At 32.6% G+C, this 22,918-nt stretch carries 23 protein-coding genes and 1 pseudogene; 8 read left to right on the forward strand and 16 right to left on the reverse strand.

The features are described from left to right. Positions 1-59: 59 nt before the first annotated feature. Complete coding sequence (locus MRU_RS06275) at positions 60-494, forward strand: amino acid-binding protein (RefSeq protein WP_012956053.1); 435 nt, start codon at positions 60-62, stop codon at positions 492-494. A 201-nt stretch (positions 495-695) separates the two neighbouring features. Here the strand turns inward: MRU_RS06275 and MRU_RS06280 are convergent, their stop codons facing one another. From MRU_RS06280 to MRU_RS06320, 9 genes and pseudogenes are all read right to left on the reverse strand, one after another. Then, positions 696-1,646 (reverse strand): malate dehydrogenase, encoded by a 951-nt coding sequence (locus tag MRU_RS06280; protein ID WP_012956054.1) that lies wholly within the window; start codon positions 1,644-1,646, stop codon positions 696-698. 324 nt (positions 1,647-1,970) lie between these two features. Next, positions 1,971-4,454: pseudogene (locus MRU_RS06285) on the reverse strand (excinuclease ABC subunit UvrA); the annotation flags it as partial. 272 nt (positions 4,455-4,726) lie between these two features. Continuing rightward, positions 4,727-5,224, reverse strand: a complete 498-nt coding sequence (locus MRU_RS06290) for a ferritin (protein ID WP_012956056.1) — start codon at positions 5,222-5,224, stop codon at positions 4,727-4,729. A gap of 67 nt (positions 5,225-5,291) precedes the next feature. Continuing rightward, positions 5,292-5,447, reverse strand: a complete 156-nt coding sequence (locus MRU_RS06295) for a rubredoxin (RefSeq protein ID WP_012956057.1) — start codon at positions 5,445-5,447, stop codon at positions 5,292-5,294. Positions 5,448-5,760: 313 nt separating this feature from the next. Continuing rightward, on the reverse strand, positions 5,761-5,919 hold the full coding sequence (locus MRU_RS06300) for a rubredoxin (protein ID WP_012956058.1): 159 nt from the start codon (positions 5,917-5,919) through the stop codon (positions 5,761-5,763). A 113-nt stretch (positions 5,920-6,032) separates the two neighbouring features. After that, on the reverse strand, positions 6,033-6,641 hold the full coding sequence (locus tag MRU_RS06305) for a flavodoxin family protein (protein WP_048812450.1): 609 nt from the start codon (positions 6,639-6,641) through the stop codon (positions 6,033-6,035). Positions 6,642-6,667: 26 nt separating this feature from the next. After that, positions 6,668-7,078, reverse strand: a complete 411-nt coding sequence (locus MRU_RS06310) for a universal stress protein (protein WP_012956060.1) — start codon at positions 7,076-7,078, stop codon at positions 6,668-6,670. A gap of 163 nt (positions 7,079-7,241) precedes the next feature. Continuing rightward, entirely contained in the window at positions 7,242-8,963 is a 1,722-nt protein-coding gene (locus tag MRU_RS06315) for an ATP-binding cassette domain-containing protein (protein WP_012956061.1), read from the reverse strand. Positions 8,964-9,416: 453 nt separating this feature from the next. Next, positions 9,417-12,002 carry a right-handed parallel beta-helix repeat-containing protein gene (locus MRU_RS06320; protein ID WP_012956062.1) on the reverse strand — a complete coding sequence of 862 codons (2,586 nt, stop codon included), beginning with the start codon at positions 12,000-12,002 and terminating at the stop codon, positions 9,417-9,419. A gap of 450 nt (positions 12,003-12,452) precedes the next feature. Here MRU_RS06320 and MRU_RS06325 point away from each other — a divergent pair, with 450 nt between their 5' ends. Both MRU_RS06325 and MRU_RS06330 read left to right on the forward strand, forming a co-directional pair. Further along, positions 12,453-13,508 (forward strand): glycosyltransferase, encoded by a 1,056-nt coding sequence (locus tag MRU_RS06325; RefSeq protein WP_012956063.1) that lies wholly within the window; start codon positions 12,453-12,455, stop codon positions 13,506-13,508. Positions 13,509-13,663: 155 nt separating this feature from the next. After that, on the forward strand, positions 13,664-14,305 hold the full coding sequence (locus tag MRU_RS06330; RefSeq protein ID WP_012956064.1) for a DUF447 domain-containing protein: 642 nt from the start codon (positions 13,664-13,666) through the stop codon (positions 14,303-14,305). Positions 14,306-14,378: 73 nt separating this feature from the next. Here MRU_RS06330 and cofH read toward each other — a convergent pair whose 3' ends face one another. Next, positions 14,379-15,497, reverse strand: coding sequence for a 5-amino-6-(D-ribitylamino)uracil--L-tyrosine 4-hydroxyphenyl transferase CofH (gene cofH, locus MRU_RS06335; protein ID WP_012956065.1), 1,119 nt, complete (start codon positions 15,495-15,497; stop codon positions 14,379-14,381). A gap of 375 nt (positions 15,498-15,872) precedes the next feature. Here cofH and MRU_RS06340 point away from each other — a divergent pair, with 375 nt between their 5' ends. Beyond that, the gene (locus tag MRU_RS06340; RefSeq protein ID WP_012956066.1) at positions 15,873-16,409 is read left to right on the forward strand and encodes a nicotinamide-nucleotide adenylyltransferase; all 537 of its coding nucleotides are present in this window, start codon (positions 15,873-15,875) and stop codon (positions 16,407-16,409) included. 208 nt (positions 16,410-16,617) lie between these two features. Continuing rightward, positions 16,618-17,055, forward strand: coding sequence for a molybdenum cofactor biosynthesis protein MoaE (locus MRU_RS06345; RefSeq protein ID WP_012956067.1), 438 nt, complete (start codon positions 16,618-16,620; stop codon positions 17,053-17,055). A gap of 356 nt (positions 17,056-17,411) precedes the next feature. Here the strand turns inward: MRU_RS06345 and MRU_RS06350 are convergent, their stop codons facing one another. The 5 genes from MRU_RS06350 to MRU_RS06370 all read right to left on the reverse strand — a co-directional run bounded on the left by MRU_RS06350 (position 17,412) and on the right by MRU_RS06370 (position 18,878). Beyond that, positions 17,412-17,618, reverse strand: coding sequence for a TOBE domain-containing protein (locus tag MRU_RS06350; RefSeq protein ID WP_012956068.1), 207 nt, complete (start codon positions 17,616-17,618; stop codon positions 17,412-17,414). Positions 17,619-17,716: 98 nt separating this feature from the next. Then, complete coding sequence (locus MRU_RS06355) at positions 17,717-17,923, reverse strand: TOBE domain-containing protein (protein ID WP_012956069.1); 207 nt, start codon at positions 17,921-17,923, stop codon at positions 17,717-17,719. 109 nt (positions 17,924-18,032) lie between these two features. Continuing rightward, on the reverse strand, positions 18,033-18,239 hold the full coding sequence (locus MRU_RS06360) for a TOBE domain-containing protein (RefSeq protein ID WP_012956070.1): 207 nt from the start codon (positions 18,237-18,239) through the stop codon (positions 18,033-18,035). A gap of 61 nt (positions 18,240-18,300) precedes the next feature. After that, the gene (locus MRU_RS06365; protein WP_012956071.1) at positions 18,301-18,507 is read right to left on the reverse strand and encodes a TOBE domain-containing protein; all 207 of its coding nucleotides are present in this window, start codon (positions 18,505-18,507) and stop codon (positions 18,301-18,303) included. 164 nt (positions 18,508-18,671) lie between these two features. Beyond that, positions 18,672-18,878, reverse strand: coding sequence for a TOBE domain-containing protein (locus MRU_RS06370; RefSeq protein WP_012956072.1), 207 nt, complete (start codon positions 18,876-18,878; stop codon positions 18,672-18,674). 569 nt (positions 18,879-19,447) lie between these two features. Here MRU_RS06370 and MRU_RS06375 point away from each other — a divergent pair. From MRU_RS06375 to MRU_RS06385, 3 genes are all read left to right on the forward strand, one after another. Beyond that, positions 19,448-20,671 carry an HD domain-containing protein gene (locus MRU_RS06375; protein ID WP_012956073.1) on the forward strand — a complete coding sequence of 408 codons (1,224 nt, stop codon included), beginning with the start codon at positions 19,448-19,450 and terminating at the stop codon, positions 20,669-20,671. Between the two features lie 79 nt (positions 20,672-20,750). After that, the gene (locus MRU_RS06380; RefSeq protein ID WP_012956074.1) at positions 20,751-21,305 is read left to right on the forward strand and encodes a UbiX family flavin prenyltransferase; all 555 of its coding nucleotides are present in this window, start codon (positions 20,751-20,753) and stop codon (positions 21,303-21,305) included. Positions 21,306-21,406: 101 nt separating this feature from the next. After that, a complete protein-coding gene (locus MRU_RS06385) occupies positions 21,407-21,970 on the forward strand; it encodes a methyltransferase domain-containing protein (protein WP_012956075.1) in 564 nt (187 codons plus the stop codon). A gap of 160 nt (positions 21,971-22,130) precedes the next feature. Here the strand turns inward: MRU_RS06385 and MRU_RS06390 are convergent, their stop codons facing one another. Next, positions 22,131-22,862 (reverse strand): molybdenum cofactor guanylyltransferase, encoded by a 732-nt coding sequence (locus tag MRU_RS06390; RefSeq protein WP_012956076.1) that lies wholly within the window; start codon positions 22,860-22,862, stop codon positions 22,131-22,133. Positions 22,863-22,918: the final 56 nt, after the last annotated feature.

Consider the following 22,918-nt stretch of genomic DNA (forward strand, 5'->3'; position numbering starts at 1 on the left):
TAAGCTTATTGACAAAGTAATTACACTAATCAATATAATTTAATCAGGAAGTTTTAAAAATGTATAAAATAACACAATTATCCATATTTTTAGAAAACAGAAGAGGGAAACTTTACAATACATTGAATTTGCTTGCTAAAAATGACATCAACATCAGAGCATTGTTTTTAGCAGACACTACCGAATTCGGCATTTTAAGGCTTGTTGTTCAAGACCCTATAAAGGCTAAAGACATTCTTGAAGAAAACGACCATATAGTTAAAATGACTCCAATCATTGGAGCAGAGCTTGATGACACTCCAGGTGGACTTTCAACTGTCTTGAAAATTATCAAGGACGAAGAGATTGATCTTGAATATCTTTATGCTTTCACTCATGAGAAAACTGAAAAGGCCATTCTTCTTTTGCAAGCAGATGATTTAGACAATTTGATTGGTATTTTAACTGCTTATAAGGTGCCTTTAGTACCTGCAGAAGAAGTTTATAATTTATAATTTGAATTAGACTTATTTAAATTTAAAAACAGCACAAAACCTTAAATTTATAAATAAATTCTAAAAACAGTTAAAAATTAAAAATTGAAATTTATAATTTTATCTATTATTATAAATTTCAAATTCTTCTTTTTTTATAAAAAATAGATTAAATCTTTTTAAATTAAAAAATAATTAAAAATAATTAAAATAGTTAAACCACTATTTTTCTAATCTTTCAAGAACTTCATTAGTAAGTTCCCTGACATGATTTGCAGCTATTTGAAACTTATTTACCTCATAGTCATTCATATGAATAGGAACAATCATGGCAGCTCCTTTTTTAGATAATACAACCGGAACACCTAAGCAGACTCCTTCAACATCTGCTATCTCTCCTTCAAGATACATGCTTACAGTAAGTATCTTATGGATGTTTGTAATGATTGTGGTAATCAAGTTTGATATTGCATAGGCAGGGCCATACTCGGTTGCCCCTTTCTTTGAAATGATAGTGTTTCCAGCATTTCTAAGGGTCTTCACAATATCTGGAAGGTCTAGTTTCACATCCTTGATAAAGTACTTTAGAGGAATACCCCCTATTGTTGTAGAGCTTAAAAGAGGAACCATCCTTTCACCATGTTCGCCAACAACCCTTGTATGAACCTCACTGCTGTTTATGTCCAGGCGTCTTGCAAAATATGTCTTTAATCTTAATGAATCCAAGTGGTTTCCAAGGCCGATGACTCTTTTCTTATTAAATCCAGAGGCTTCAAGAGCCACTGCAGTCATAACATCCACAGGATTTGTTGCAATTAGAATGATTGAATCTGGAGCATGGATTGCTATCTGCTTTGCATAGTTATAGACAATCTGTGCATTTGTATGTGCCAAGTCGCTTCTTTCCATTCCCTCTTTTCTTGGAGCCCCTGCTGTTATAAGGATAATTTGAGAGCCAGCCATATCCTTATAATCTGAAGTTGGAGTGAGCTTGCAGTCAATATCCTCTGCAGCCAATGCATCATACATGTCATATATCTCTCCTTTTGCTTTTGATAGGCTTTTTTCCCTTGTAAAGAACACTATTTCGTCTACAGTGTCTGCTCTTGCCAATTTAAAAGCTACATTTTTACCTATAACTCCTGTAACTCCAATAATACATACTTTTACCATGCTTAGCCTCCTCCTTTTCTTTTTTTAATAGATTAATATGATTAAAAAGTATAATAATTATAATTTTAATTTGTTTTTTATAATAAAAATAAATTTCTAAATTTTGATTTTTAAATTTTAAATCAAATTATGAAAACTTGTAACACCACTGCCAAAAAAAACACAAAAACACAAAAAACTTGTAACACCACTGCCAAAAAAAACACAAAAACACAAAAAACTTGTAACACCACTGCCAAAAAAAACACAAAAACACAAAAAACTTGTAACCCACTGCCAAAAAAAACACAAACTCAATAATAAATTCAAAATAGAAGAAAATAACTATAAATTAATCTCATTTAAATAATTAGCAGTCAGACTATCCTTAGAATTAAGAATATCTTCTAAAGTTCCCTTTGCAAGTATCTCTCCACCCATATGCTTGTCATCTATTCCAATATCAATTATATAATCGGCATTTGCAATTATATCAAGGTCATGCTCTATTACTATGATTGTTGCTCCGTCATCTATTAATGTCTGGAATACATTAAGCAATACCTTCACATCCAATGGATGAAGACCTATGGAAGGCTCATCAAAGATGAATATTGAATTCCTTTGGGATTTGCCTATTTCAGATGCAAGCTTTAACCTTTGAGCTTCCCCACCTGAAAGACTTGGTGTTGACTCTCCGATTGTAAGGTATCCAAGGCCTAAATTGGACAGTTTAGCCAATTTATTTATCGCTCTTTTTAAAAGAGGATCTATACTCTCATCTTCAATATTGGACAGTTCATCAATGGCCTCATCTATTGTCAATGCCATTATATCTGAAATGGAAAGATGACCTAACATTATTTCACCAGCTTCATCTGAATATCTAAGGCCATTGCAGTCAGGGCAAGTTATCTCCACATCAGGGAGGAACTGGACATCCATAGAGATTGTTCCTGTGCCGTTGCAGGATGGACATCTCAGGCTGCCTGTATTATATGAAAAGTCAGATGCCTTCAGATTCCTTTCAATAGAGGAGTCCAATTTGGCAAATATCTTTCTCAAGTCATCCAATACTCCACTATAGGTTGATACTGTGCTTCTCACATTCTTTCCTATTGGAACGCTATCGATAAGTTCTATTTTATTAATATTCTTTGCATCGATGGATTTTATATTGTTAGGGATATTTTCATCATTTATCAATGATTTAACTGCTGGATACAATGATTCAAGGAGCAATGTGGTCTTGCCGCTTCCTGAAACTCCGCTTACTACAGTGAGCTTTCCTTTAGGAAAACTAATATCCATAGGCTTTACATTGTGGATTTGGCAAGTTGAAATGTCAATGGATCCGTTTTTGAATATGGAGTTCTTATCTGACTTTTTCCTAATTATAATCTTTTCCTCATTTGAGAGGAATCCTGAAATCAATGATTCTTTATTTTTATTTATTTCATCTATTGTGCCTTCAGCAATTATCTTTCCCCCATTTGAACCTGCTGAAGGACCTAACTCAATCAGATAGTCTGCTATCCTTAATATCCTAACGTCATGATCTACAAGTATTATGCTATTTCCATCCTCTATCAGCCTGTTCATGACTTTTATCAGGCCTTCCACATTTGCAGGGTGAAGACCTATTGAAGGCTCATCCAAAACATATAGAACCCCTGTTGTAGGGTTTCTAAGGGTTCTGGCAAGCTGCACCCTCTGAAGCTCTCCAGTGGAAAGGGTATTGCTTGGCCTATCAAGTGAGATATAGCTGAGCCCCAAGTCAAGCAATATCTTGGCATTGTCCATAAACTCCTCTGCAATGTTATTTGCCATATCTTGCATTTCCTTTGGCAGATTGTTTATGACATTAGGAATCCATTTGACGATATCTTCTAGAGTCATCTGACAGGCTTGGCTAATGTTTATTCCACCTAAAAGAGTTGAATTTGCTCTTTTATTAAGCCTTGTGCCATGGCACTGGCTGCACTCCCTTATCTTTAGATATTTGTTTATTCTAGTAAGCCCCTTTTCAGTCTTGGCATTCTTCAATGCCTCTTCAACTGCCCTATGGGCATTTCTGTATTCTGCATTCAACTCAAATAGCTTTCCGTTCTTAGATGGAATGTTAATGTATCTCTTTACAGAGGGTCCCTTATAAACGATTTCCTTTTCCTTATCGCTTAAATCTTTAAAGGGAACATCCACCCTCACTCCAAGCTCTCCAGCCACATGATACATCCAGTTTATTCCAAACATGTTCCATGATTCAACTGCACCTTCCTCCAAGGTCTTGTTTTCATTTGGAACAAGTGTGGAATCGTCAATGACACGTTCTATTCCAGTTCCGCTACAATTGGGACATGCCCCATCTGAATTGAAGGCATATTCCTCAGCTCCAAGACCATAGAATCTCTCGCCACAGACATCACATTCAAGCTCAATCTCCCTTGCAACATTCAATGAAGGCTTGAGGATATGTCCATTTGGACATATATAGCTGCCACAGCGAGAGTATAGCAGCCTTAAGGAATTTAAAAGCTCTGTTGAAGTCCCAAAGGTGCTTCTTATATTTGGAACATTAGGTCTCTGATGCAATGCAAGAGCTGCCGGAACATATTGGACAGATTCCACATTGGCCTTTTCAGATTGGGTGATCCTTCGTCTTGTATATGTGGATAGGGCCTCAAGGTATCTTCTGGATCCTTCTGCATACAGAACTCCAAGGGCTAGGGAAGACTTTCCGCTTCCAGAGACTCCAGCTATAGCCACTATCTTTCCAAGAGGAATGTCCACATCTATGTTCTTTAGATTGTGTACTTTAGCTCCCCTGACTAAAATTGCATCTTTATACATGACAAGACCTTAAAATCAATATTTGGATAAAATAAGATAATTTGAATGAATGTGAGTTATAAAAGTATTTATAGTTAGTATTAGAATAATTAAAAAATTAGAAAAGTATAAACTTCCCTAAAAAAGGAAAGTGGAACTTCCTTTAGAAAAAGGAAGTGTAAACTTCTCTTTTAAAAAAAAAGATGGTTTAAAAAACCGAAATAAAAATTTTGGTCCAGCTTTTGCGGCCCGAAGGGTCGGAAAAGGTGGAACTATTCTGCAGCTCCACGACCTGCAAACTCTTCATTGAGTTTGTATAATAAAGAGTTGTCGTCGCCAGCTAATTTGAGTTTAGCTAAGTTTTCCATAGCGTTTTCTTCTTCTTCAACTTGTTCTTCAACAAACCATTGTAAGAAGTTGTTGGTAGCATGGTCTTTTTCTTCAATAGCTAAGTCCACTAAATCGTTGATTAAACCAGTAACCATTTTTTCATGTTCTAAAACATGTTCAAATGCTGCTAATGGAGATTCCCATTCGGTTTGTGGAGCGTCAATAGCAGTAAGGGTAACGCTTGCTCCTCTTCTAATGAGATAGTCATAGAATTTCATTCCGTGTTCCAATTCTTCTGCTGCTTGAACTCTCATCCAGTTAGCAAATCCTGCTAAATCAACATCTTCAAAGTAAGCTGCCATAGATAAATATAAGTATCCAGAGTAAACTTCTGCGTTTAATTGTGCATTTAATGCTGCTTCCATTTTTTCATTTACCATTGTTTCACCTTTAAATTAAAAAATAAATTTTAGAATTTTCAAAAATTTCATAGACTAATAAATTAGATTATTCTTCTACGAAATCTGCTTTTTCTGCACCACATAATGGACAAGTCCAATCATCTGGTAAGTCTGCAAATGCAGTTCCTGGTTCAATTCCATTATCTGGGTCGCCAGCTTCTGGATTGTATTCATATCCACAAATGTCACATACAAAAACCATTTTTTCACCTTCTCATATGAGAATTGTTAATATAAATTTTAAATCATTATTATCTTAAAACAATCATTAAAATAAAAAAAAATTAATTAAATTTTAAATCATGTTTAGCTTAAAAAAATCATTGAAATAAAAAAATTAATTAAATTTTAAATCATGTTTAGCTTAAAAAAATCATTGAAATAAAAAATTAATTAAATTTTAAATCATGTTTAGCTTAAAAAAATCATTAAAATTAAAAATTAAAAAAATAATTGATTTGAATTGATTAAAAATAAAAATTTTTAAAATACTGTTTGAGACTAGTTTAGAAAGTCTATTGAGCTCTGAACATGGTTTTGACTGCACCGCATAATGGGCAGGTGAAATCGTCAGGTACATCTTCCCATTCGGTTCCAGCAGCAAGATCTCTTCTTTCTTCACCAGTTTCACTGTCGTATACATATCCGCAAATAGTACATCTGTGTTGAGCCATGGCATTACCTCCCTAATTATTTATAATTATAGTTTGAATTTAATAATATATAAAATGTTTTATTAAATAACAAGAAAATAAATAAAAAAAGTATTAATGGATAATCCAGTTAATTAATTGCTTAATTTAGCACCGATTTCATAGGTTTTTTCTAAATTGAGAGTGAAACATTCATCTTCCGAACTAATTTCGCCATCAAAGCTTGTGGAATAGGTTTTCTTGGAATCATATTCTGCTGAGTAGATTTCCACTTCTCCATTGAGCATCTTTAAGATGTCCTCTGAATGCTTGAAATGAGGGCGGACAGACTCTTCAAAATAGCCCTTATCATAATGGAATGTATAGATAAGGCCTACATTGACCTTTCCCTTGAAAAGATTTTCTCCCTTGTTTGAAACTATGCAGAATATCAATCGCTCCAAAAGGGCCATATAATGGCTTGAGGGATTTGAAAAGAAGATTGGGGCAGCTATCAAAAGGCAATCTGCATCCAATATCCGGTCAATCAAAGGTGAAAGATCATCCCTAAGGAAGCATTTGCAGCTTTCAAAATCATCTCTCATGCAAATGAGACAGCTCAAGCAGCCTGTAAACTTCAGACGATATAAGTCTATGAATTCCACTTCAGCACCAACAGATTGGGCGCCCCTTAAAGCAGACTTTGCCATCTCTGCATTGAAGCCTCTTTTTTTAGGACCTGCATTGATTACTATTGTCTTCAAAGAAATCATCCCATAAGAGTTAAATATTATTTTACTAGAAGGACCGGAACTTTAGCCACCTTTAATGCATTCAAGGCAACTCTGCCTATCTTATCATATCTTATTTTGTCCTCTTTGTCTGTGGACTTGCCGAAAGCTCCAAAGATAGCTATATCAGGGTTTATCTTTCTTATCATGGTTTCCATATCTTGAATAGGATCTGCTGTTATAATGTGCTCAACCACAACAACATCCTTCTCTTTACCTTTTGCTGTGATATCATCCAATACAGCCCCTCCTGCATCATCCATATCATCATAGGACAAATCAAGGCCAAAATCCATGATATAAAGGGCAGCTACCCTTGCATCATACTTTGAAGCCAAATCAATAGCTATATCAACTGCCTTGTCTCCACATTTTGAGCCATCACTAGCCACTAAAATATTTTTAAACATAATATCCTCTAAAAATAAGTATTTAGATTAAAATAATTAATTTCCACTAAGACTATTTAAATTAAAAAAATAATTTCCTCTAATAACTATTTAGATTAATAATTAATTTTTGCTTAAAAAAAAGAAAAAATGTTTTGAGATTAAGATTCTCCAAAAAATCAATTTACATCAAGTAATCAGCCTTACAGAATCCAATGAAGTCATCTACAAGCTTATCAACATCTTCGCTATCGTCCTTTAGGTGACCTTGGTCAATGAACACTGCCCTATTGCTTAGCTCCTTAATGAAGTCTGTATTATGTGAAACCATCACAAGGGTTGTTCCAAACTCTTTGCAGATTCTCTTAAGTGAGTTTGCAACTATTCTCAATGTCTTAGGGTCAAGGTCTCCAAACGGTTCGTCAAGCAAGAGAATATCTGGCTTTGAAACAAGAACCAATGCAAGCATGGCCCTTACCTTTTGACCGCCTGACAATTCATATGACCTTCTTGGAAGGATATCGAGCGGCAAGTCAAGGGCTTCAAACAAGTCCTTAACCTCTTCCTTGATTTGAGTTTCTGGGAATTTAGGGAATAATTCATCCAATATAGTTGGGTCAAGACCAATCTGTTCAAGACGTGCCTTAGCCTCCCTTTCCGGAAGGTCTGTCAATTGATACAATGCATCAAGCAAGATATCTGGAAGGCCATTTTCCTTAGCTCTCTTTTTGGCTTCCTCTACCATATCCCATCTTTTGTATCCTAGCTTGACAGCCAATTGACTTTGTATTGTGGCGTAATACATCAATGCAAATTCCTGATGCATAAATCCAAGGTTTCTTCTGATTTCCATCCTGTCAAGGCTTGCATTTTCAATGTTTACCCATCTGATTTCTTCTTCTCCATCTTCCTTATTTACAAGCTTGAAGAGAACATCTCCACTATCAGGATAGTCAAGACCTCCTAGCATCCTAAGCAAAACAGTCTTACCTGCACCGCTTGGGCCAACTAGAGATAGCACATTTCCCCTATTTACTTCAAGGTTGACGTCTTTCATATGGAGAACGTTTTTGCCCTTAAGCAAATAGAACCTTTTGTCAATATCTATTGCTTTAATTATGGTTTCGTCAGTGGATTCGATGTCTATGTCAACAGGTTCCTCAATGTCCTTAAGGAACTCATCCACCACTTCGTTGACATCTCCGTCTTTGACTATCTCACCGTCTTCCATAAGGACTACCCTGTCTGCTAGGAACTTATGGATTTCCGGAAGGTGTGATACGAGAATTACGGTTATTCCAAGTTCATCATTGATTTTCTTGATTGCATCCAATATTTCCTGCTTTGTCTTTGGACATGCCATTGTGGCAGGTTCATCCAATAGCATTACTGCAGGCTTTTTAGCCAATTGACGAGCCATGATAAGTCTTTGCTTTTCTCCTCCGCTTAAGACAGATGCCAAATGATCAGCCTTATGCTCAAGGCCTACAAGCTCTATGATTTCCATAGCTTCCTTGTCAAATTGGTCATGAGCTATTTCAAAGTCAGTTCCAGACTCATCTCCGTATTTGGCACCGTATAATTTTCGAACAACATTGTCCAGCACGCTTTCAGGCCAAATACCAAATGACCTTTGAAGGTGGATTGCAGTTTCCTTCTTGACTTGATTATAATAAAATTGGGAGGAATCCGGCTTAATGGTGTATCTTCCTATGGTGAATTCACCTTCATCAAATTTTTCAACCCCTCTTAATATTCTTAAAAGTGTGGTCTTTCCAGATCCGCTGGTTCCTATGATTCCTAGGATTTCTCCATCCTCAACTTCCAGATTAATGTTTTTTAAGGCAGGAAGTTCTTCTCCATTTTCTAATTTATATGATTTAGAAAGGTTTTTAATACTTATCATGCTTATCACAGTTTATTTTTATAAATAAGGTAAATATTAGTTTAGTTTTGTAAAATAGATTAATTAAACTTAATTAAATTTTTAGAATTTTTTTAATAAAAATCTATAAAAATTTTAGCCATCTTTTAATTAAAATTTATAAAATTCTTAAGGATTTTTTTAATTAATCTTTTATTAATTTATACTACATATAATTTATATTAGTTAATATTTAAAACCTTTTATTAAATTATAAAAATAATAATTATTCAAGTTAAAATATTATTTTAAAAACTAGTATTTGAATTAAAAAAATAGAAAAAAACAAGATTAAAATATAAATCCACAATAAAAAATTAAAAAAGATTAAAAATGGGATGAAAAATAGAAATTAAGAAAAATTAAAAAAAAAAGATTAAAACATGGTATGAAAAATAGAAATTAAGAAAAATTAAAAAATATAAATATAAAGGCTTATTTAGTCTTTATAGTACAACGTGCTGTTTTTCCCAATAGCTTGACCTTAACAACTGCAGTCTTAGAATTGGTCTTTTTAAACTTAACTGTGGCCTTTCCATTTTTTAAATTCACTTTCTTGCTAGATAAAGTGCCTTCAGATACAGTCAAAGTAAGAGGATTGTTAAATGCAGTTGAAACAAGCTTATCGTTATTATTATATCTTAAGTCAATAGTCAATGTTGTGGTCTTTCCTTTAGCAAGCTTAGTGGTCTTAGCCCTTATTTTTAAATGAAGCCAAGTGCTCACTTTAACATTGGTCAATCCTAAAGTCTTAGGGGACTTGTCCTTAATTGACAATGTGTTTCCCCACCAGTTATTGTTTAATGTGATTGAAACTGTGCTGTAGACAGAATAGGATTTTGCAGTGTTTGAGACTATCATGCTTGATTTCATATTGACATTGCCTTCATTGATGAATAATGCTCCTCCAGTTTTTGTTGCTGAATTCTTATAGAATATGGAATTTCTTATTGTGCTTGTTTTTCCACCGCCATATAATGCCCCACCATTTGTTGCAGAATTGCTTGTGAAATTGCACTTATCAATGACCATCTTTCCATGATTGGTTATGGCCCCACCTGATGTGGCCTTATTGCTCTTGAAAAGGCTGTTTTTAATGGTGACTGTACTTCCATTCTTAACGAATACAGCCCCTCCTGAATGGGAGACAACCTTGCCTTGCTTGTTATATATTGTCTTTTTGGATACATTGTCTGCCTTATTGGATGAGAAGATGCAATTGCTAATGCTTACTGAAATGGATTCTATATAGAATGCACCTGCAACGGTTGCCTTATTTGATGTGAAATTAGAGTTTACTATTGATTGGACAGTGTTTACTCCTAAATATATTGCACCTGCTGCCTTGAATGCAGTGTTTGAATTGAATAGGCAATTCTTAATCAATACATTTACCTTATAGCTTCCTAGACTGAATGTGTCAATAGCTCCTCCGTCCTCATTTGCAAAGTTATTCTTGAAAATGGAGTTTGAGATTGTGATGTTTGGGGTTGCTAAGGAAATTGCTCCCCCATCCTCATAGGATGCGTTGTTATTTGTGAAATTACATTTGTTCAATGTAAATTTCCCTACATTTTTGGCTATGCGCACAGCACCTCCGTCGTTTTCTACAGAGTTCTTATTAAAATTAGAGAAGCTTAAAGTATGATTTCCACCATAATAGAATAAAGCTCCACCCATTGATTGAATTGACTTTTTCTGAGAACTGTTTGTAAGAGTTGTTTTACAATGGTTAGATGTGAAGTTTGAATATGCAATTTTAGATCCATAATAGATAAATGCAGCCCCTCCATTGCTTGCTTTATCATAGGCTTCCACAAAGTTTGAAACGAAATTTGAATAGGAAATCACCGTACTGTTGGATGAGCTGTAGAGCGCACCTCCATTTAATGATGCAGAGTTATTATTAAATCGGGAATATTTTATATTTAATCCGCTGCCTTTTGAATAGAGAGCTCCTCCGCTTTCATTAGCGGAATTATTGCTAAAGACAGACTGGTTTAGGATTAGGTTTAAAGTGGAATAGATGGCTCCACCATTTTTGCCTGCATGATTTTTGTTGAATGAGGAATTGTTTATAGTCAGGGTTCCTGTGCTATAGATGGCCCCTCCGCTGTTATTGACATAATTGTTATTAAACTTAGTCCCTTGAACGGTAAGCTTTTTGCTGTTATAGATAGCTGAGCCGTTTGTAAGATATGAAAATCCATTGAATTGGCAATTGAGGACAGTCAATTCTCCAGAGTTAAGTATTGCCCTTAAATTCTCTATTTCATGATAGTTTGTAAAGACAATGTTTTTAAGTGTGATCTTTGCAAAGGTCTTAAACATGTTTGTAACATCTAAGGAGCTTATGGAATGATTCCTACCATCTATTGTAATATTGTTATTAAGTGAGATAGTTTGATTAAGGACCAAATCGTTTTTTAGAACAATTGTGCCTTTAGTAGTTGTTTTGATTGCATTTAAGAACTCATTAAGGGCACTTTCCTCTTGAGAGGATAATTTTATAGTTTGAGTTTTAGATGCATCTGAACTGGAGTTATTGGTGTTAGCATTAGAATTAGTAGAATTAGAACTTGCAGAACTATTAGAATTAGTAGAATTAGAACTTGCAGAACTATTAGAATTAGTAGAATTAGAACTTACAGAACTATTAGAATTAGCAGAATTAGAACTAGTAGAACTATTAGAATTAGCAGAATTAGAACTTGCAGAACTATTAGAACTAGAAGCAACGGAACTATTAGAATTAGAACTAGCAGAATTATTAGAATCAGAAGATGTAGATTCATCCTGACTATTTAAACTTTTTAAATTAGAAATTGCTTCTTTATTTATACTATCTGAATTCACATCTGAATTTATAAAATCATCATTATTTAAGTCATTTAATCCGTTATTATCATTATCCTCCAATACAGTGCCTAAATCATTAGCGCTGATTGAATTAAATGAGATCAAACCGATTAGAACTAAAACCAAACATAAGAATGTGATTTTTTTTAAATTAATATTCATAATTTCAACCTGTTTTTCCTTTAACTCTAAATACCTAAAACTCCAAATATTTTCACAAAACTAAAAATCATTTCTCAAAAGACTACAGATAGACTCTTATTCGAGAATAATTTAATTAATAATTAATATAATTAATATAGTATAATTATATTAAATTGTATTAATAATATATGACTTTTAAAATATATAAAAGTTTTTAAAATTTTCTTAAAAAATGAATTATTCGTTAAAAATTCTTATTTGTTAAAAAGAAAGAAAAATTTGGATTTTTTTATTTAGATTGATTTTAATGGATTTAATCATTTTAAAACCTATGAAAAATAATTAATAAGATTAAAAAGGGTTTATAAGAATTAATAACATTTAATAATAAACAAATCCAAATATTATATAGAACTAGAATAAATTTTATCTAATAAATCCCAAAATGTATTGTTAAGAGGTAGAAACATGGGAATGAAGAATCTAATTTTATCCAAGAGCGATCAATTCAATCATTACAAAGATAAGGCAAATCAATTGAAAAAGGAAAATAAGGAATTAAAGCTAAAAAATGAGGAATTGGAGTTTAAAAACAATGAGCTTAGTCCTGAACTTGAAGAGGGAATTAGCCTAATCATTCCTAGCTATAAGGGAGAAAATCATATTCAGCCTCTTTTAGAGTCCTTGGAAAAGCAAACAATTTCAAAAGACCTTTTTGAAGTAATCTTCATCGTCAATGGAGAAATGGATTCCACAATAGACATATTAACTGATTTTGCAAAATCAAATCCTGACATGAACATAATAATTAGCTATACAAGCGAAGGGGGAGTGTCCAATGCAAGAAACATTGGAATTCGGATTGCAAAAAGGGAATATATAGGATTTCTTGATGATGACGACTTCATCAGCGATAATTATCTAAAAGCCCTTTATGACCATATAGCTCCAAATAGGGTTGTGCTCTCTAATTTCATCGACATCGATGAGGAAACTGGAGAAGAGATAGGGTCTCGCCTTGTCCCATATTCCATGAACAGGGAAGGCATATTCAATGATGTTGTTGTAAAACTGACTAACCTTTCCATCATAACAACTGCAAAGATAATTCCAGCATTAGCCGTTAAGGGAACTGACTTCAATCCAAATCTCAACAATGGAGTTGACGTTTCCTATTATGCAAGGCTATATCCAAAGAATCATTTTGAATTTTATTTTGTAAGCAAGGAAGAAGGAGCTGTCTATTATAGAATAAGGCGAAGCGGTTCCATTTCAAGACAGGAAACTTCCTATCAATTCAATGTACTGGACCGATTGAAGGTCATCGATGACATTAATGAAAGCTATAAACAAGTTGATAAAAGCGATGAACTCTATGTCCACTTCCTAAAGATACTCTTTGATGCTCAAACATACTTCATTGGATTGTATTTGGATGAATATCCTCAAGATCGTGAAAAGGTCATTGAAGAAGTGAGAAAGCATAATTTTGAATACTTTTCATATGAAAAACTAGAAGGATAAAGATAAATGAAAAGATAAGCAATGGAAAATTGTCAAATGACCAACAAGTGAATAAAATAGAGCAATGGAAAATTGTCAAATGACCAAAACAAGTAAAATAAAAAAATATAATATTTACATAAAAAAATGAAATAAAGTCTTAAAAGAGGTAAATCATGTCATTTAGTTTAGAAAGCATTGGAATAAAGGCTGGAGGAAGATATGAGACCATCTACACCACCATGAACAAGGCAGGTGAAATGGACGCTGCTCCAATCGGATTGAAATACATTGGAGACTACGATGTTGCTGCAAGGATATTTGAAGGAAGCAAGACCTTAAAAAACATTCAAGAGACAGGAATCTTTGTAGTAAACATTACAAATGACCCTTCAGTCTTTGCAAGATCCCTTTATGACAATCTGAAGGAAGAGGAATTCGTTAAGGATGATGACATTGTTTATTTGAAAAATGCAGATGCTTACTTCATTGCCCTTGTAAAATCCATTGAAGAGATGAAGCCGGAACATGACCATGTAAATGAAGGGGCAAAGAATTATATCATAAAGGCAGAGCCATTGAAGATAATCATCAATAGGCAAGGAGCCAAGGCACTAAACAGAGGACTATTTGCATTCCTTGAGTCATTAGTTGACTATACAAGAGTTGACATCATCGATGATGAGAAAAAGGAAGAATATAAAAAGAGATTTATTGAAAATGAAAGAGTCATCCAAAGAGTTGCAGAGGATGATGTAAAAGAGAATATGGCTATTTTAAAGGAAAAAATGATTGAAAAAGGATTGGATTTGGAATAATCCAAATCCTAAATAAAAATAAATGAGAATCAGGTTTTAAACAACCAGATCCTAAAAAAATAGTTTAAAGTTTTTATAATTCAATAGGATAAAATTCAGTATATTCAGAGTTTCTTTCTAGAGGGACTCTGCCTAAGTCTCTTACAAGTCTACTTAGGTCTTTTATACTTGCATCAACACCATCTGGAGCACCAGATGCTTCAGACAATTCATCTCCACCTAAAGTTCCACCTAAATCATTTGCACCAGCCAAAAGAGACACCTGTGCAAATCTGAATCCCATCTTTACCCAAGAGACTTGAATGTTTGGAATAATGTCATGAAACATGAGTCTGCTAACTGCATAAAGCTTAAGGTCTTGAGTTCCAGTTGCTCCTAAGTTTTCCTGTCCTTCAAGGAATATGGGAGAGTATTCATGCATGAATGTCATTGGAATGAACTCATTGAAGCCGCCGGTTTCCAATTGGATATTTCTAAGAATGTCCAAATGCTCAACCCTTTCTTCCATTGTTTCAATATGGCCGTACATCATTGTAGCAGAGCCAGTTATCCCTGCATTATGGGCTGTCTTAATAATGTCTATCCATTCCTGTGTTGTGACCTTCTTAGGGCATATAATCTCTCTTGAACGGTCAGTCAATATTTCAGCTGCAGTTCCAGGCAATGTTCCAAGGCCTGCCTTTTTGAGTATCTTGAATGCTTCCTCTATAGGCATTTCACTTTTCAATGCAGCATCCTTAATCATCATTGGGGAAAATCCATGAATCTCAATATCAGGATATTCAGACTTCAAGAGCTTGAGAAGATGCTCATAGTATTCAATGTCTGCATCCTCAAGGACCCCTCCCATCAATGTGAATTCGCGAGCTCCAGTCCTCACTGCACCTTCAGCCTTCTTTAATATTTCCTCATCGCTTAGATGATAAGCGTCAGGATCATCTGCATCCTTTCCGAAAGCGCAGAATCCGCAGCGGACCTTGCAGATATTTGTAAAGTTGATATTGCAATTGTTGATAAATGTAACATTATCTCCAACCACCTTTTCACGTATCGCATCTGCAGTAGCCAAAAGCGGAAAAATCTCTGAACCCTTTAGATTCATTAGGTAATTCCCATCTTCAACTGAGATAGGCCCGTCAAGAGCGCTATCTAATATTTTCTTAGTCTTTGATGCCACATTTTCATTATACATAGTCTTTCCACACTGGTTGATTAATTAAAAGCGTTAAAAAAATATCTAATTTACAATCAATTGATTAAATATAGTTTTTATAATTAGACTTTGTAATTTCTAATAAAAAATACTTATAGGTTTATTTTAATTTTTATTGCTTATTTTTATTAAAAAAATTATAAGGTTTTCTTAAATTTTAAATAAATATTATTGATTAAGTCTATGTATAAAAGTATACATTTAATTAAATATAATTAAATTAGATTAAATTTTAACAATTATTTTAAAATATGGATTAAATGCAATGGACAATGGAACTTATTCAAAAGAGAGAATCTATAAGTTTGCATAAAAAATAAGCATTAAATAATATAAATTATAAAACTAAATACAATGAAAAGAAAAAACCGTGGCTTATTAATTGGAAGAATGCAGCCTGTTCATAATGGACATATTGAAGTTATAAAGGAGACTTTAGAGGAAGTCGATGAGATTATAATCGGAATTGGAAGTGCTCAGTTAAGCCATGAGCTAAAAGATCCATTCACTGCAGGGGAAAGAGTTTTGATGATGAGAAATGCCCTAATAGAGGAAGGGATTGACTTGAATAAAACATATATAATCCCTATAGAGGACATCAACCGCAACAAGCTATGGGTTTCTCAGGTTGAGATGGTCAGCCCTCCTTTCAAGAAGGTCTATAGCGGAAATTCCCTTGTTCAAGTCCTATTTTCCGAAGAGGGATATGAAGTAATCGCTCCTGAATTGTTTGATAGAAAAGTCCTTTCCGGAACTGAAATTAGAAAAAGAATATTGATGGATGAGGATTGGCAATCATTGGTTCCTAAGGCTACAGTTGAAATTATTGAAGAGATAAATGGTGTGGATAGAATAAAACACCTTAATAAAAAGGAAATCAGTGAATTATAATTTCTTTTCATGCTTTTTTTTATTTTTTAAACGATTTAAGCTAAGCTTAAAAAATTTTGAATTTAAAAACTATCTGAATTTAAAAACTATTTGAATTTAGAAATTTATAACAATAGTTATATTTATAAGTGAAAAGAGTCAAAATATAAATAAATTATATTAGTCAATAAATACAAAATTAATTAAGAGAAAACTATAGGTTGATAAAATGGTAATTAAGATTGTTGAAAAAGATGACGAATACTTTACAATAGGCGATTTAATAGAAGAGATTAAAAAGTCCGACAGAGTGGACGAAGCAGGAGCCATCTACAGTTTTGAAGGAATTGTAAGAGGAGAAGAAGAGAATTTAACCGTTGATAAGCTTACTTTAACACTTCCAGACAAGGAAAAAGGACTTGAACAGATAGAATCTATCGTAGAAACCGCTAAAGTAAAGCATGGAGTATTTGAAATAAGCGTTATCCATTTCATTGGAGAGTTCTATACTGGAGATCAGTTATTCCTAGTTGTTGTTCTTGGACCTCACAGAGGAGAAACCTTGGAAGCCCTTACTGAAGTTGTGGAAAGAGTCAAGCATGAGATTGACTTTAAAAAAGAGGAGCTTTCCAATCAAGGAACTAAAATCATAATGGCAGGAGGATAATCCTGTTATTATCTTTTTTTAAATAAATAAATAATTTAGAAAGTTTTAATAAAAAAAAGCTCATTTTAAATAGTTGTCAAATAAATTGACAACTAGATTAAAACTTGATAAAAAGATTATATAATAAATATAAATTAAAAAAAGTGAAATTGAATAATAAATTTATTAAATGAGTTATTTTTAAAAATAAATTTATTATTGAGTGTTTTTATGTGAATAAATTTATTAAAATTATTTATTAGAATAAATTTATTATAAATTGTTTTTATGTGAATAAATTTATTAAAATTATTTATTAGAATAAATTTATTAAATAATATATTTTGTAAAATAAAATAAATAAAGTTTTATTAAATCTATTTAGCTACCATAACTTGAGTAGATTTAATGATAGCACTTACATCATCGCCAACAGCTAAGTCTAAGTCTTCTGCAGATTCTTTAGTAATGACTGCAGTAATTAAAGCAGGATCTTCCACTTTAATCTTGATGCTTGCCATAACTTTACCTAATTTTACACTTTCTACAGTACCTTTAATACCATTTCTTGCACTAATTGCCATATAAATCACCTTAAATTTTTTTTTAAAAAAAAATAATTACCTAAATACCTTTTAAATAAATTACCTAACTAAATTGAATTTTCTTCTTAAATTCACAATTATTTTTCTACCATGATTTCAGTAGATTTAATAACTGCACTTACTTCATCACCTTCAGCTAAAGATAATTCTTCAGCAGATTCACGAGTAATAACAGCAGTGATTACAGCAGGTTCATCCACTGCGATTTTGATGCTTGCCATTACTTCTCCTAATTTTACATCTTCAATTTTTCCTTTTAATCCGTTTCTTGCACTAATTGCCATTCAAATCACCTTTAATAAATATTGTTTTTTAAATTCCCCAAATTAAATTTAATCTGGACAAAGCATATATTTGCTTTTAAAATTCATCAATCGATTTAATTCAATCTATCTATTTCGCTACCATGATTTCAGTAGATTTAATGATAGCCTTTACTTCATCGCCAACAGCTAATTCTAATTCTTCAGCAGATTCAGCGGTAATTGCTGCAGTGATTAAAGCAGGGTCTTCAACTTTGATCTTGATGCTAGCCATTACTTCACCTAATTTTACACTTTCTACAGTACCTTTAATACCATTTCTTGCACTAATTGCCATTCAAATCACCTTTTAATTGTATATTTCTTTTTTTAAATTGATATTTCTTCTTCAATCACAATTATTTTTCCACCATGATTTCAGTGGACTTAATAACTGCACTTACTTCGTCACCTTCAGCTAAAGCTAATTCTTCAGCAGATTCTCTAGTAATGACAGCTGTAATTACAGCAGGTTCGTCAACTGCAATTTTGATGCTAGCCATTACTGCACCTAATTTCACATCTTCAATTTTTCCTTTTAATCCGTTTCTTGCACTGATCGCCATAATATCACCAGTATATTATAATATAATTTTTCAAATATATATTTATTTATAGTCTTATTTAAATTTTGTATAGTTTTTATTGCTTTTATTAAACAAATGAAAAATTATTATAAAATAAAATTTTCTTAATAAAAAGCAAATAAAGAATAAAAATCGTTAAAAACTTATTTTTCCACCATAATATTAGTGGATTTAATAATTGCTTTAACTTTGTCACCTTCTGCTAAACCTAAGTCTTCTGCAGATTCTTTAGTAATGATTGCAGTAATTATAGCAGGTTCATCTACTGCTATTTTGATACTTGCCATTACTTCTCCTAATTTTATACTATCGATTTTTCCTGTTAATCCGTTTCTTGCACTAATTACCATGTTAATCACCAAAATAATTTTGTACAATTTTTTCATTCAAATTTTGTACATAGTTAATAATTAAACTTAATACTATATAAATGTATCTTTTTTTTAGAAAAAAATAAATTTCTATCGATTTCCTTATTTTATTCATATCGTAAAAAATAAAGTCAAAAATAAGTTCAATATGAAAATGTAAAAACTATTGCATATTAATAAAATAAAAAAGCATGAAAAGATTGATTCGATAAAAATAGGTCCCCGAACTATAAAAAAGGACATAGCGAAAAATGAAAAAGCTAAGAAAATCAAACCAATATTCAAAAAAGATATAAAAATTGTTTAAAACTATAAAATTTTAATAATATTGTATAAAAATTAGATATAAAAAGCAAATAATTACTAGAATTTAGTAAACTATATTAAATAAGTCTTTTATAAATATTATTAATTCTATTAGGCTTAACATATTATATATCATAAAAGAAATGAACAATTCATTCCTATACAACTTACAGCAAAAAAAAGAAATGAACAATTCATTATTATAGAAACAACCGCCAAATAAACCTCCACTAGGTGATAATATGTCTGCAAATAAGAAATTCATCAGAGACAGTATTCATGGAAACCTCCCCTTAAATTCATTTGAACTTGAAATTTTAGACTATCCTCAATTACAGCGCCTTAGAAGAGTGAAGCAATTAGGATTCATCTATCTAATCTATCCAGGAGCAAATCACTCCAGATTTGAGCATTCAATCGGAACCATGCATCTTGCAAGCAAGCTGGCAGATCAGCTTGAGCTTAACGATGACGACAAGGACTTAGTTAGAATAGCCGGACTTCTCCATGATGCAGGACATGGACCATTCTCCCATGTATCCGAAGCAGTGTTTGATGTTCCCCATGAGGAGCTAACTGCATTTGTTGTCAAGAACACTTCCCTTGCAGATAAGCTCTCTGAAAAATTCAACACAAGTGAAATAATCGACATCATCAATGGAAAAGGTAAATTGGGACCGATCATCTCTGGAGAGCTGGATATGGATAGAATGGACTATCTAATCAGAGATTCCCACTATACAGGAGTGGCTTATGGAGTGATTGATACCGAAAGAATCATCAGCAATCTGAAGCTAGAAAGGGAACTGATTTTAGACATAAAAGGGGTTCAAGCTGCAGAAGCAGCACTTGTTGCAAGATATCTTATGTATCCAAGCGTATATCAGCACCACACCACAAGAATTGTCAATGCAATGTTTAGAAGATGCCTAAGGCATATGATTCATCAGGACATTTTAAATCCTAAAGAGATGTACAAATATGACGATGCAGACATGATAAGCATGTGCAGAAACTCTGAAGGATTCTCAAGGGACATTATGGAGCGCATTGACAACAGAAGGCTCTTGAAGGTTGCAAAGTCAATTCCAGTCAACAGATTTGAGAACCCAGACAAGATATTTAAAATAAGCAAGGAAGAGTTGCTTAAGGCCGAAGAGGAAATCAGCCAGGACTTCAATATAGACAGAAACTATCTCATTATCAACCTTCCGGAATATCCTAGATTTGATGAGATGAAAACCTGGGTGTCCTTTGGAGATAAATTATATCATTTGAATGAGATTTCAAGCATTGTAGGTGCTTTAAGCAGCGCAAGATTCAATTCCCCAGACATTTGCCTTTATGTGCCTAAGGAAGACCTTGAAAAGACCAAAAGAATCAAGCTGGAAAACTATTTGGACTTGCCTGAAGAAGTGAGAAGGTATGATACAATTCACTTTAACCAGTCCAAATTGTTTGATTAAAAAGAAAAAACCATAAAAGAATTATTAAATCAAACTAAAAAAAAAAGCATAATTTTAAATTATAAATTGAGAGGAAATAATGATTATTATAGCAATTACAGGTGCAAGCGGAGTAATCTATGGAGTGGAACTCTTAAAAGCACTTAAGCAACTTAAAATAGAAACAGGACTGCTTATAAGCAATCCTGCCAAGATTGTAATCGAATATGAATTGGAAGAATCAGTAGAAGAAATCAAATCATTAGCAGACCACTATTTTGAATCTGAAGAGATAGACTCCTCTGTAAACAGCGGATCTTTCAAGTTTGACTCTGCTGTAATCATACCATGTTCCATGAAGACAGTATCAGCAATAGCCAACGGCTATGCATCCAATTCCATAACTCGCCTTGCAGATGTTGCCCTTAAGGAAAGACGCACCCTTGTTCTGGTTCCAAGGGAAACTCCATTAAGGGATGTCCACCTTGAAAACATGCTTAGGATATCTAAGGAAGGAGGCATAATCCTTCCTGCAATGCCTGCCTTCTATCATGACCCTAAAGACATAAGCGACATGACCAATTTCATAGTTGGAAAAGTCTTGGATGTCCTAAAGATAGATAATGATATGTTTAAAAGATGGGAGAAGGAATAAGATAAATCCATATATTAAATAAAACTAAATATTATATTTTTTAAAATACATTTTTATATTAACTTATTTTTTAATTATTTATTATATTATAATGTGATAAAATGATAAAAGATTTTGACTTTATTAATACCTGCGATATCTCCGGATTCATTAAAGAGGAAATTAGAGCAATAGCCCTCTATAAATCAGATGTGAGTAAAGAGGACATTGTTTTAGACATTAACTGTGGAATTGGAGAAATATCTACAGAATTTTCCAAATTATCCAAGGAAGTCTATTGCATAGATGAAGACAATACAGCAATAGAGTTTTCCAAGACAAATATTGAAAAGCATGGAGATATTGATAAGGTCAAATTCATAAATCAGGACCCTCTTTCTGCTATAAGAAGCATCATCGACTTTGACATTGCCATAATAAAAGCAAATGATGACAATATTGGTGAGATTATAGAAGAGATTCACAATAGAATCAATTCAAAAGGCAGAATAATAATCTTGACAAACATTCTTGACTTTGCTTTAATGAGTGTAAATAAGTTAGATGAATTATTATACAATCCAACAATTAGTCAGATTGATGTATCTAAAGGACAGCAGTTAAATAAAGGGGTAAAATTAATTTCAGACAATCCTATGACTATGATTTATGTTAAAAAGAGATAGAAATAATACTGATTAAAAAATTAGTAAAGGCAATAAAACTAGAAAAATAAGACTGATTAAAAAATTAGTAAAGGCAATAAAACTAGAAAAATAAGACTGATTAAAAAATTAGTAAAGGCAATAAAACTAGAAAAAAATAAGATTAAAAATAAAGTAAAAACTATTTTTTAAACTTTAAATTATCAATATCCTCTTGTTTATTTAGATTTTTAAAGTCATCATCAAATAAAACCTTATTATCCACTTCAATAAAAACAGGGCTTTTTAAAGACCTGATAAAAGATTTCACATACAAGCTGTCATCATCTAAAAGAGATTTTATATTATTCAGATTGTCCTTTTTATAAATTGAATGCAAAGGCTCTGAATTCTGTATCTTCATCTCTAAAGACATTTCATCTGCATTTTTAAAGTTAAACTCCTCATTGTCCTTGAACTTATCCTTATTTGACTTAATATGAAAAGGGATTATGGCATCTGCTAAAGGATTTTCATCAAGAATCCCAAACATGCTTTCTATATATTCTCCACTTATAAATGGAGAGTCGCAAGGCAATACTAGTGCATAATCTGTTTTTATATTCTTTAATCCAGTCATGACCCCTGAAATAGGGCCTTTTGACTTGACCTCATCCTCAATGAAGCTCAATTCATAATCAAAATTTTCTTCTATATCATTGTCTGCATATTGATTTAGAAGATTTCTATAAATTGAAATCCTTTCTGCATTATTTAAAACAATTACAGCATCATTTATCTTATGGTTTAGCCTTTCAAGTATGTGTAAAATCATAGGTTTATTGTAAATAATCATAGATCCCTTATCCTGACCCATTCTTCTGCTCATGCCTCCAGCTAAAACTATGCAAGAATACTTATTTTGATTATTCATAATATTATTCCCTATTGAAAAGTTCTGTTAATAAGCATTAAAATAATTTGAAAAGT

This window comes from Methanobrevibacter ruminantium M1, from assembly GCF_000024185.1.
Taxonomy (GTDB): Archaea; Methanobacteriota; Methanobacteria; order Methanobacteriales; family Methanobacteriaceae; genus Methanobrevibacter; species Methanobrevibacter ruminantium.

Bases quoted from the DNA above. Each gene is read 5' to 3' on its own strand.
- MRU_RS06300 (WP_012956058.1), bottom strand. From the start codon at position 5,919: ATGGCTCAACACAGATGTACTATTTGCGGATATGTATACGACAGTGAA.
- MRU_RS06375 (WP_012956073.1), top strand. From the start codon at position 19,448: ATGTCTGCAAATAAGAAATTCATCAGAGACAGTATTCATGGAAACCTC.
- MRU_RS06350 (WP_012956068.1), bottom strand. From the start codon at position 17,618: ATGGCAATTAGTGCAAGAAATGGTATTAAAGGTACTGTAGAAAGTGTA.
- MRU_RS06330 (WP_012956064.1), top strand. From the start codon at position 13,664: ATGTCATTTAGTTTAGAAAGCATTGGAATAAAGGCTGGAGGAAGATAT.
- MRU_RS06355 (WP_012956069.1), bottom strand. From the start codon at position 17,923: ATGGCAATTAGTGCAAGAAACGGATTAAAAGGAAAAATTGAAGATGTA.
- MRU_RS06390 (WP_012956076.1), bottom strand. From the start codon at position 22,862: ATGAATAATCAAAATAAGTATTCTTGCATAGTTTTAGCTGGAGGCATG.
- MRU_RS06320 (WP_012956062.1), bottom strand. From the start codon at position 12,002: ATGAATATTAATTTAAAAAAAATCACATTCTTATGTTTGGTTTTAGTT.
- MRU_RS06360 (WP_012956070.1), bottom strand. From the start codon at position 18,239: ATGGCAATTAGTGCAAGAAATGGTATTAAAGGTACTGTAGAAAGTGTA.
- MRU_RS06325 (WP_012956063.1), top strand. From the start codon at position 12,453: ATGGGAATGAAGAATCTAATTTTATCCAAGAGCGATCAATTCAATCAT.
- MRU_RS06290 (WP_012956056.1), bottom strand. From the start codon at position 5,224: ATGGTAAATGAAAAAATGGAAGCAGCATTAAATGCACAATTAAACGCA.
- MRU_RS06295 (WP_012956057.1), bottom strand. From the start codon at position 5,447: ATGGTTTTTGTATGTGACATTTGTGGATATGAATACAATCCAGAAGCT.
- MRU_RS06365 (WP_012956071.1), bottom strand. From the start codon at position 18,507: ATGGCGATCAGTGCAAGAAACGGATTAAAAGGAAAAATTGAAGATGTG.
- MRU_RS06275 (WP_012956053.1), top strand. From the start codon at position 60: ATGTATAAAATAACACAATTATCCATATTTTTAGAAAACAGAAGAGGG.
- MRU_RS06380 (WP_012956074.1), top strand. From the start codon at position 20,751: ATGATTATTATAGCAATTACAGGTGCAAGCGGAGTAATCTATGGAGTG.
- MRU_RS06340 (WP_012956066.1), top strand. From the start codon at position 15,873: ATGAAAAGAAAAAACCGTGGCTTATTAATTGGAAGAATGCAGCCTGTT.
- cofH (WP_012956065.1), bottom strand. From the start codon at position 15,497: ATGTATAATGAAAATGTGGCATCAAAGACTAAGAAAATATTAGATAGC.
- MRU_RS06315 (WP_012956061.1), bottom strand. From the start codon at position 8,963: ATGATAAGTATTAAAAACCTTTCTAAATCATATAAATTAGAAAATGGA.
- MRU_RS06385 (WP_012956075.1), top strand. From the start codon at position 21,407: ATGATAAAAGATTTTGACTTTATTAATACCTGCGATATCTCCGGATTC.
- MRU_RS06280 (WP_012956054.1), bottom strand. From the start codon at position 1,646: ATGGTAAAAGTATGTATTATTGGAGTTACAGGAGTTATAGGTAAAAAT.
- MRU_RS06310 (WP_012956060.1), bottom strand. From the start codon at position 7,078: ATGTTTAAAAATATTTTAGTGGCTAGTGATGGCTCAAAATGTGGAGAC.
- MRU_RS06370 (WP_012956072.1), bottom strand. From the start codon at position 18,878: ATGGTAATTAGTGCAAGAAACGGATTAACAGGAAAAATCGATAGTATA.
- MRU_RS06345 (WP_012956067.1), top strand. From the start codon at position 16,618: ATGGTAATTAAGATTGTTGAAAAAGATGACGAATACTTTACAATAGGC.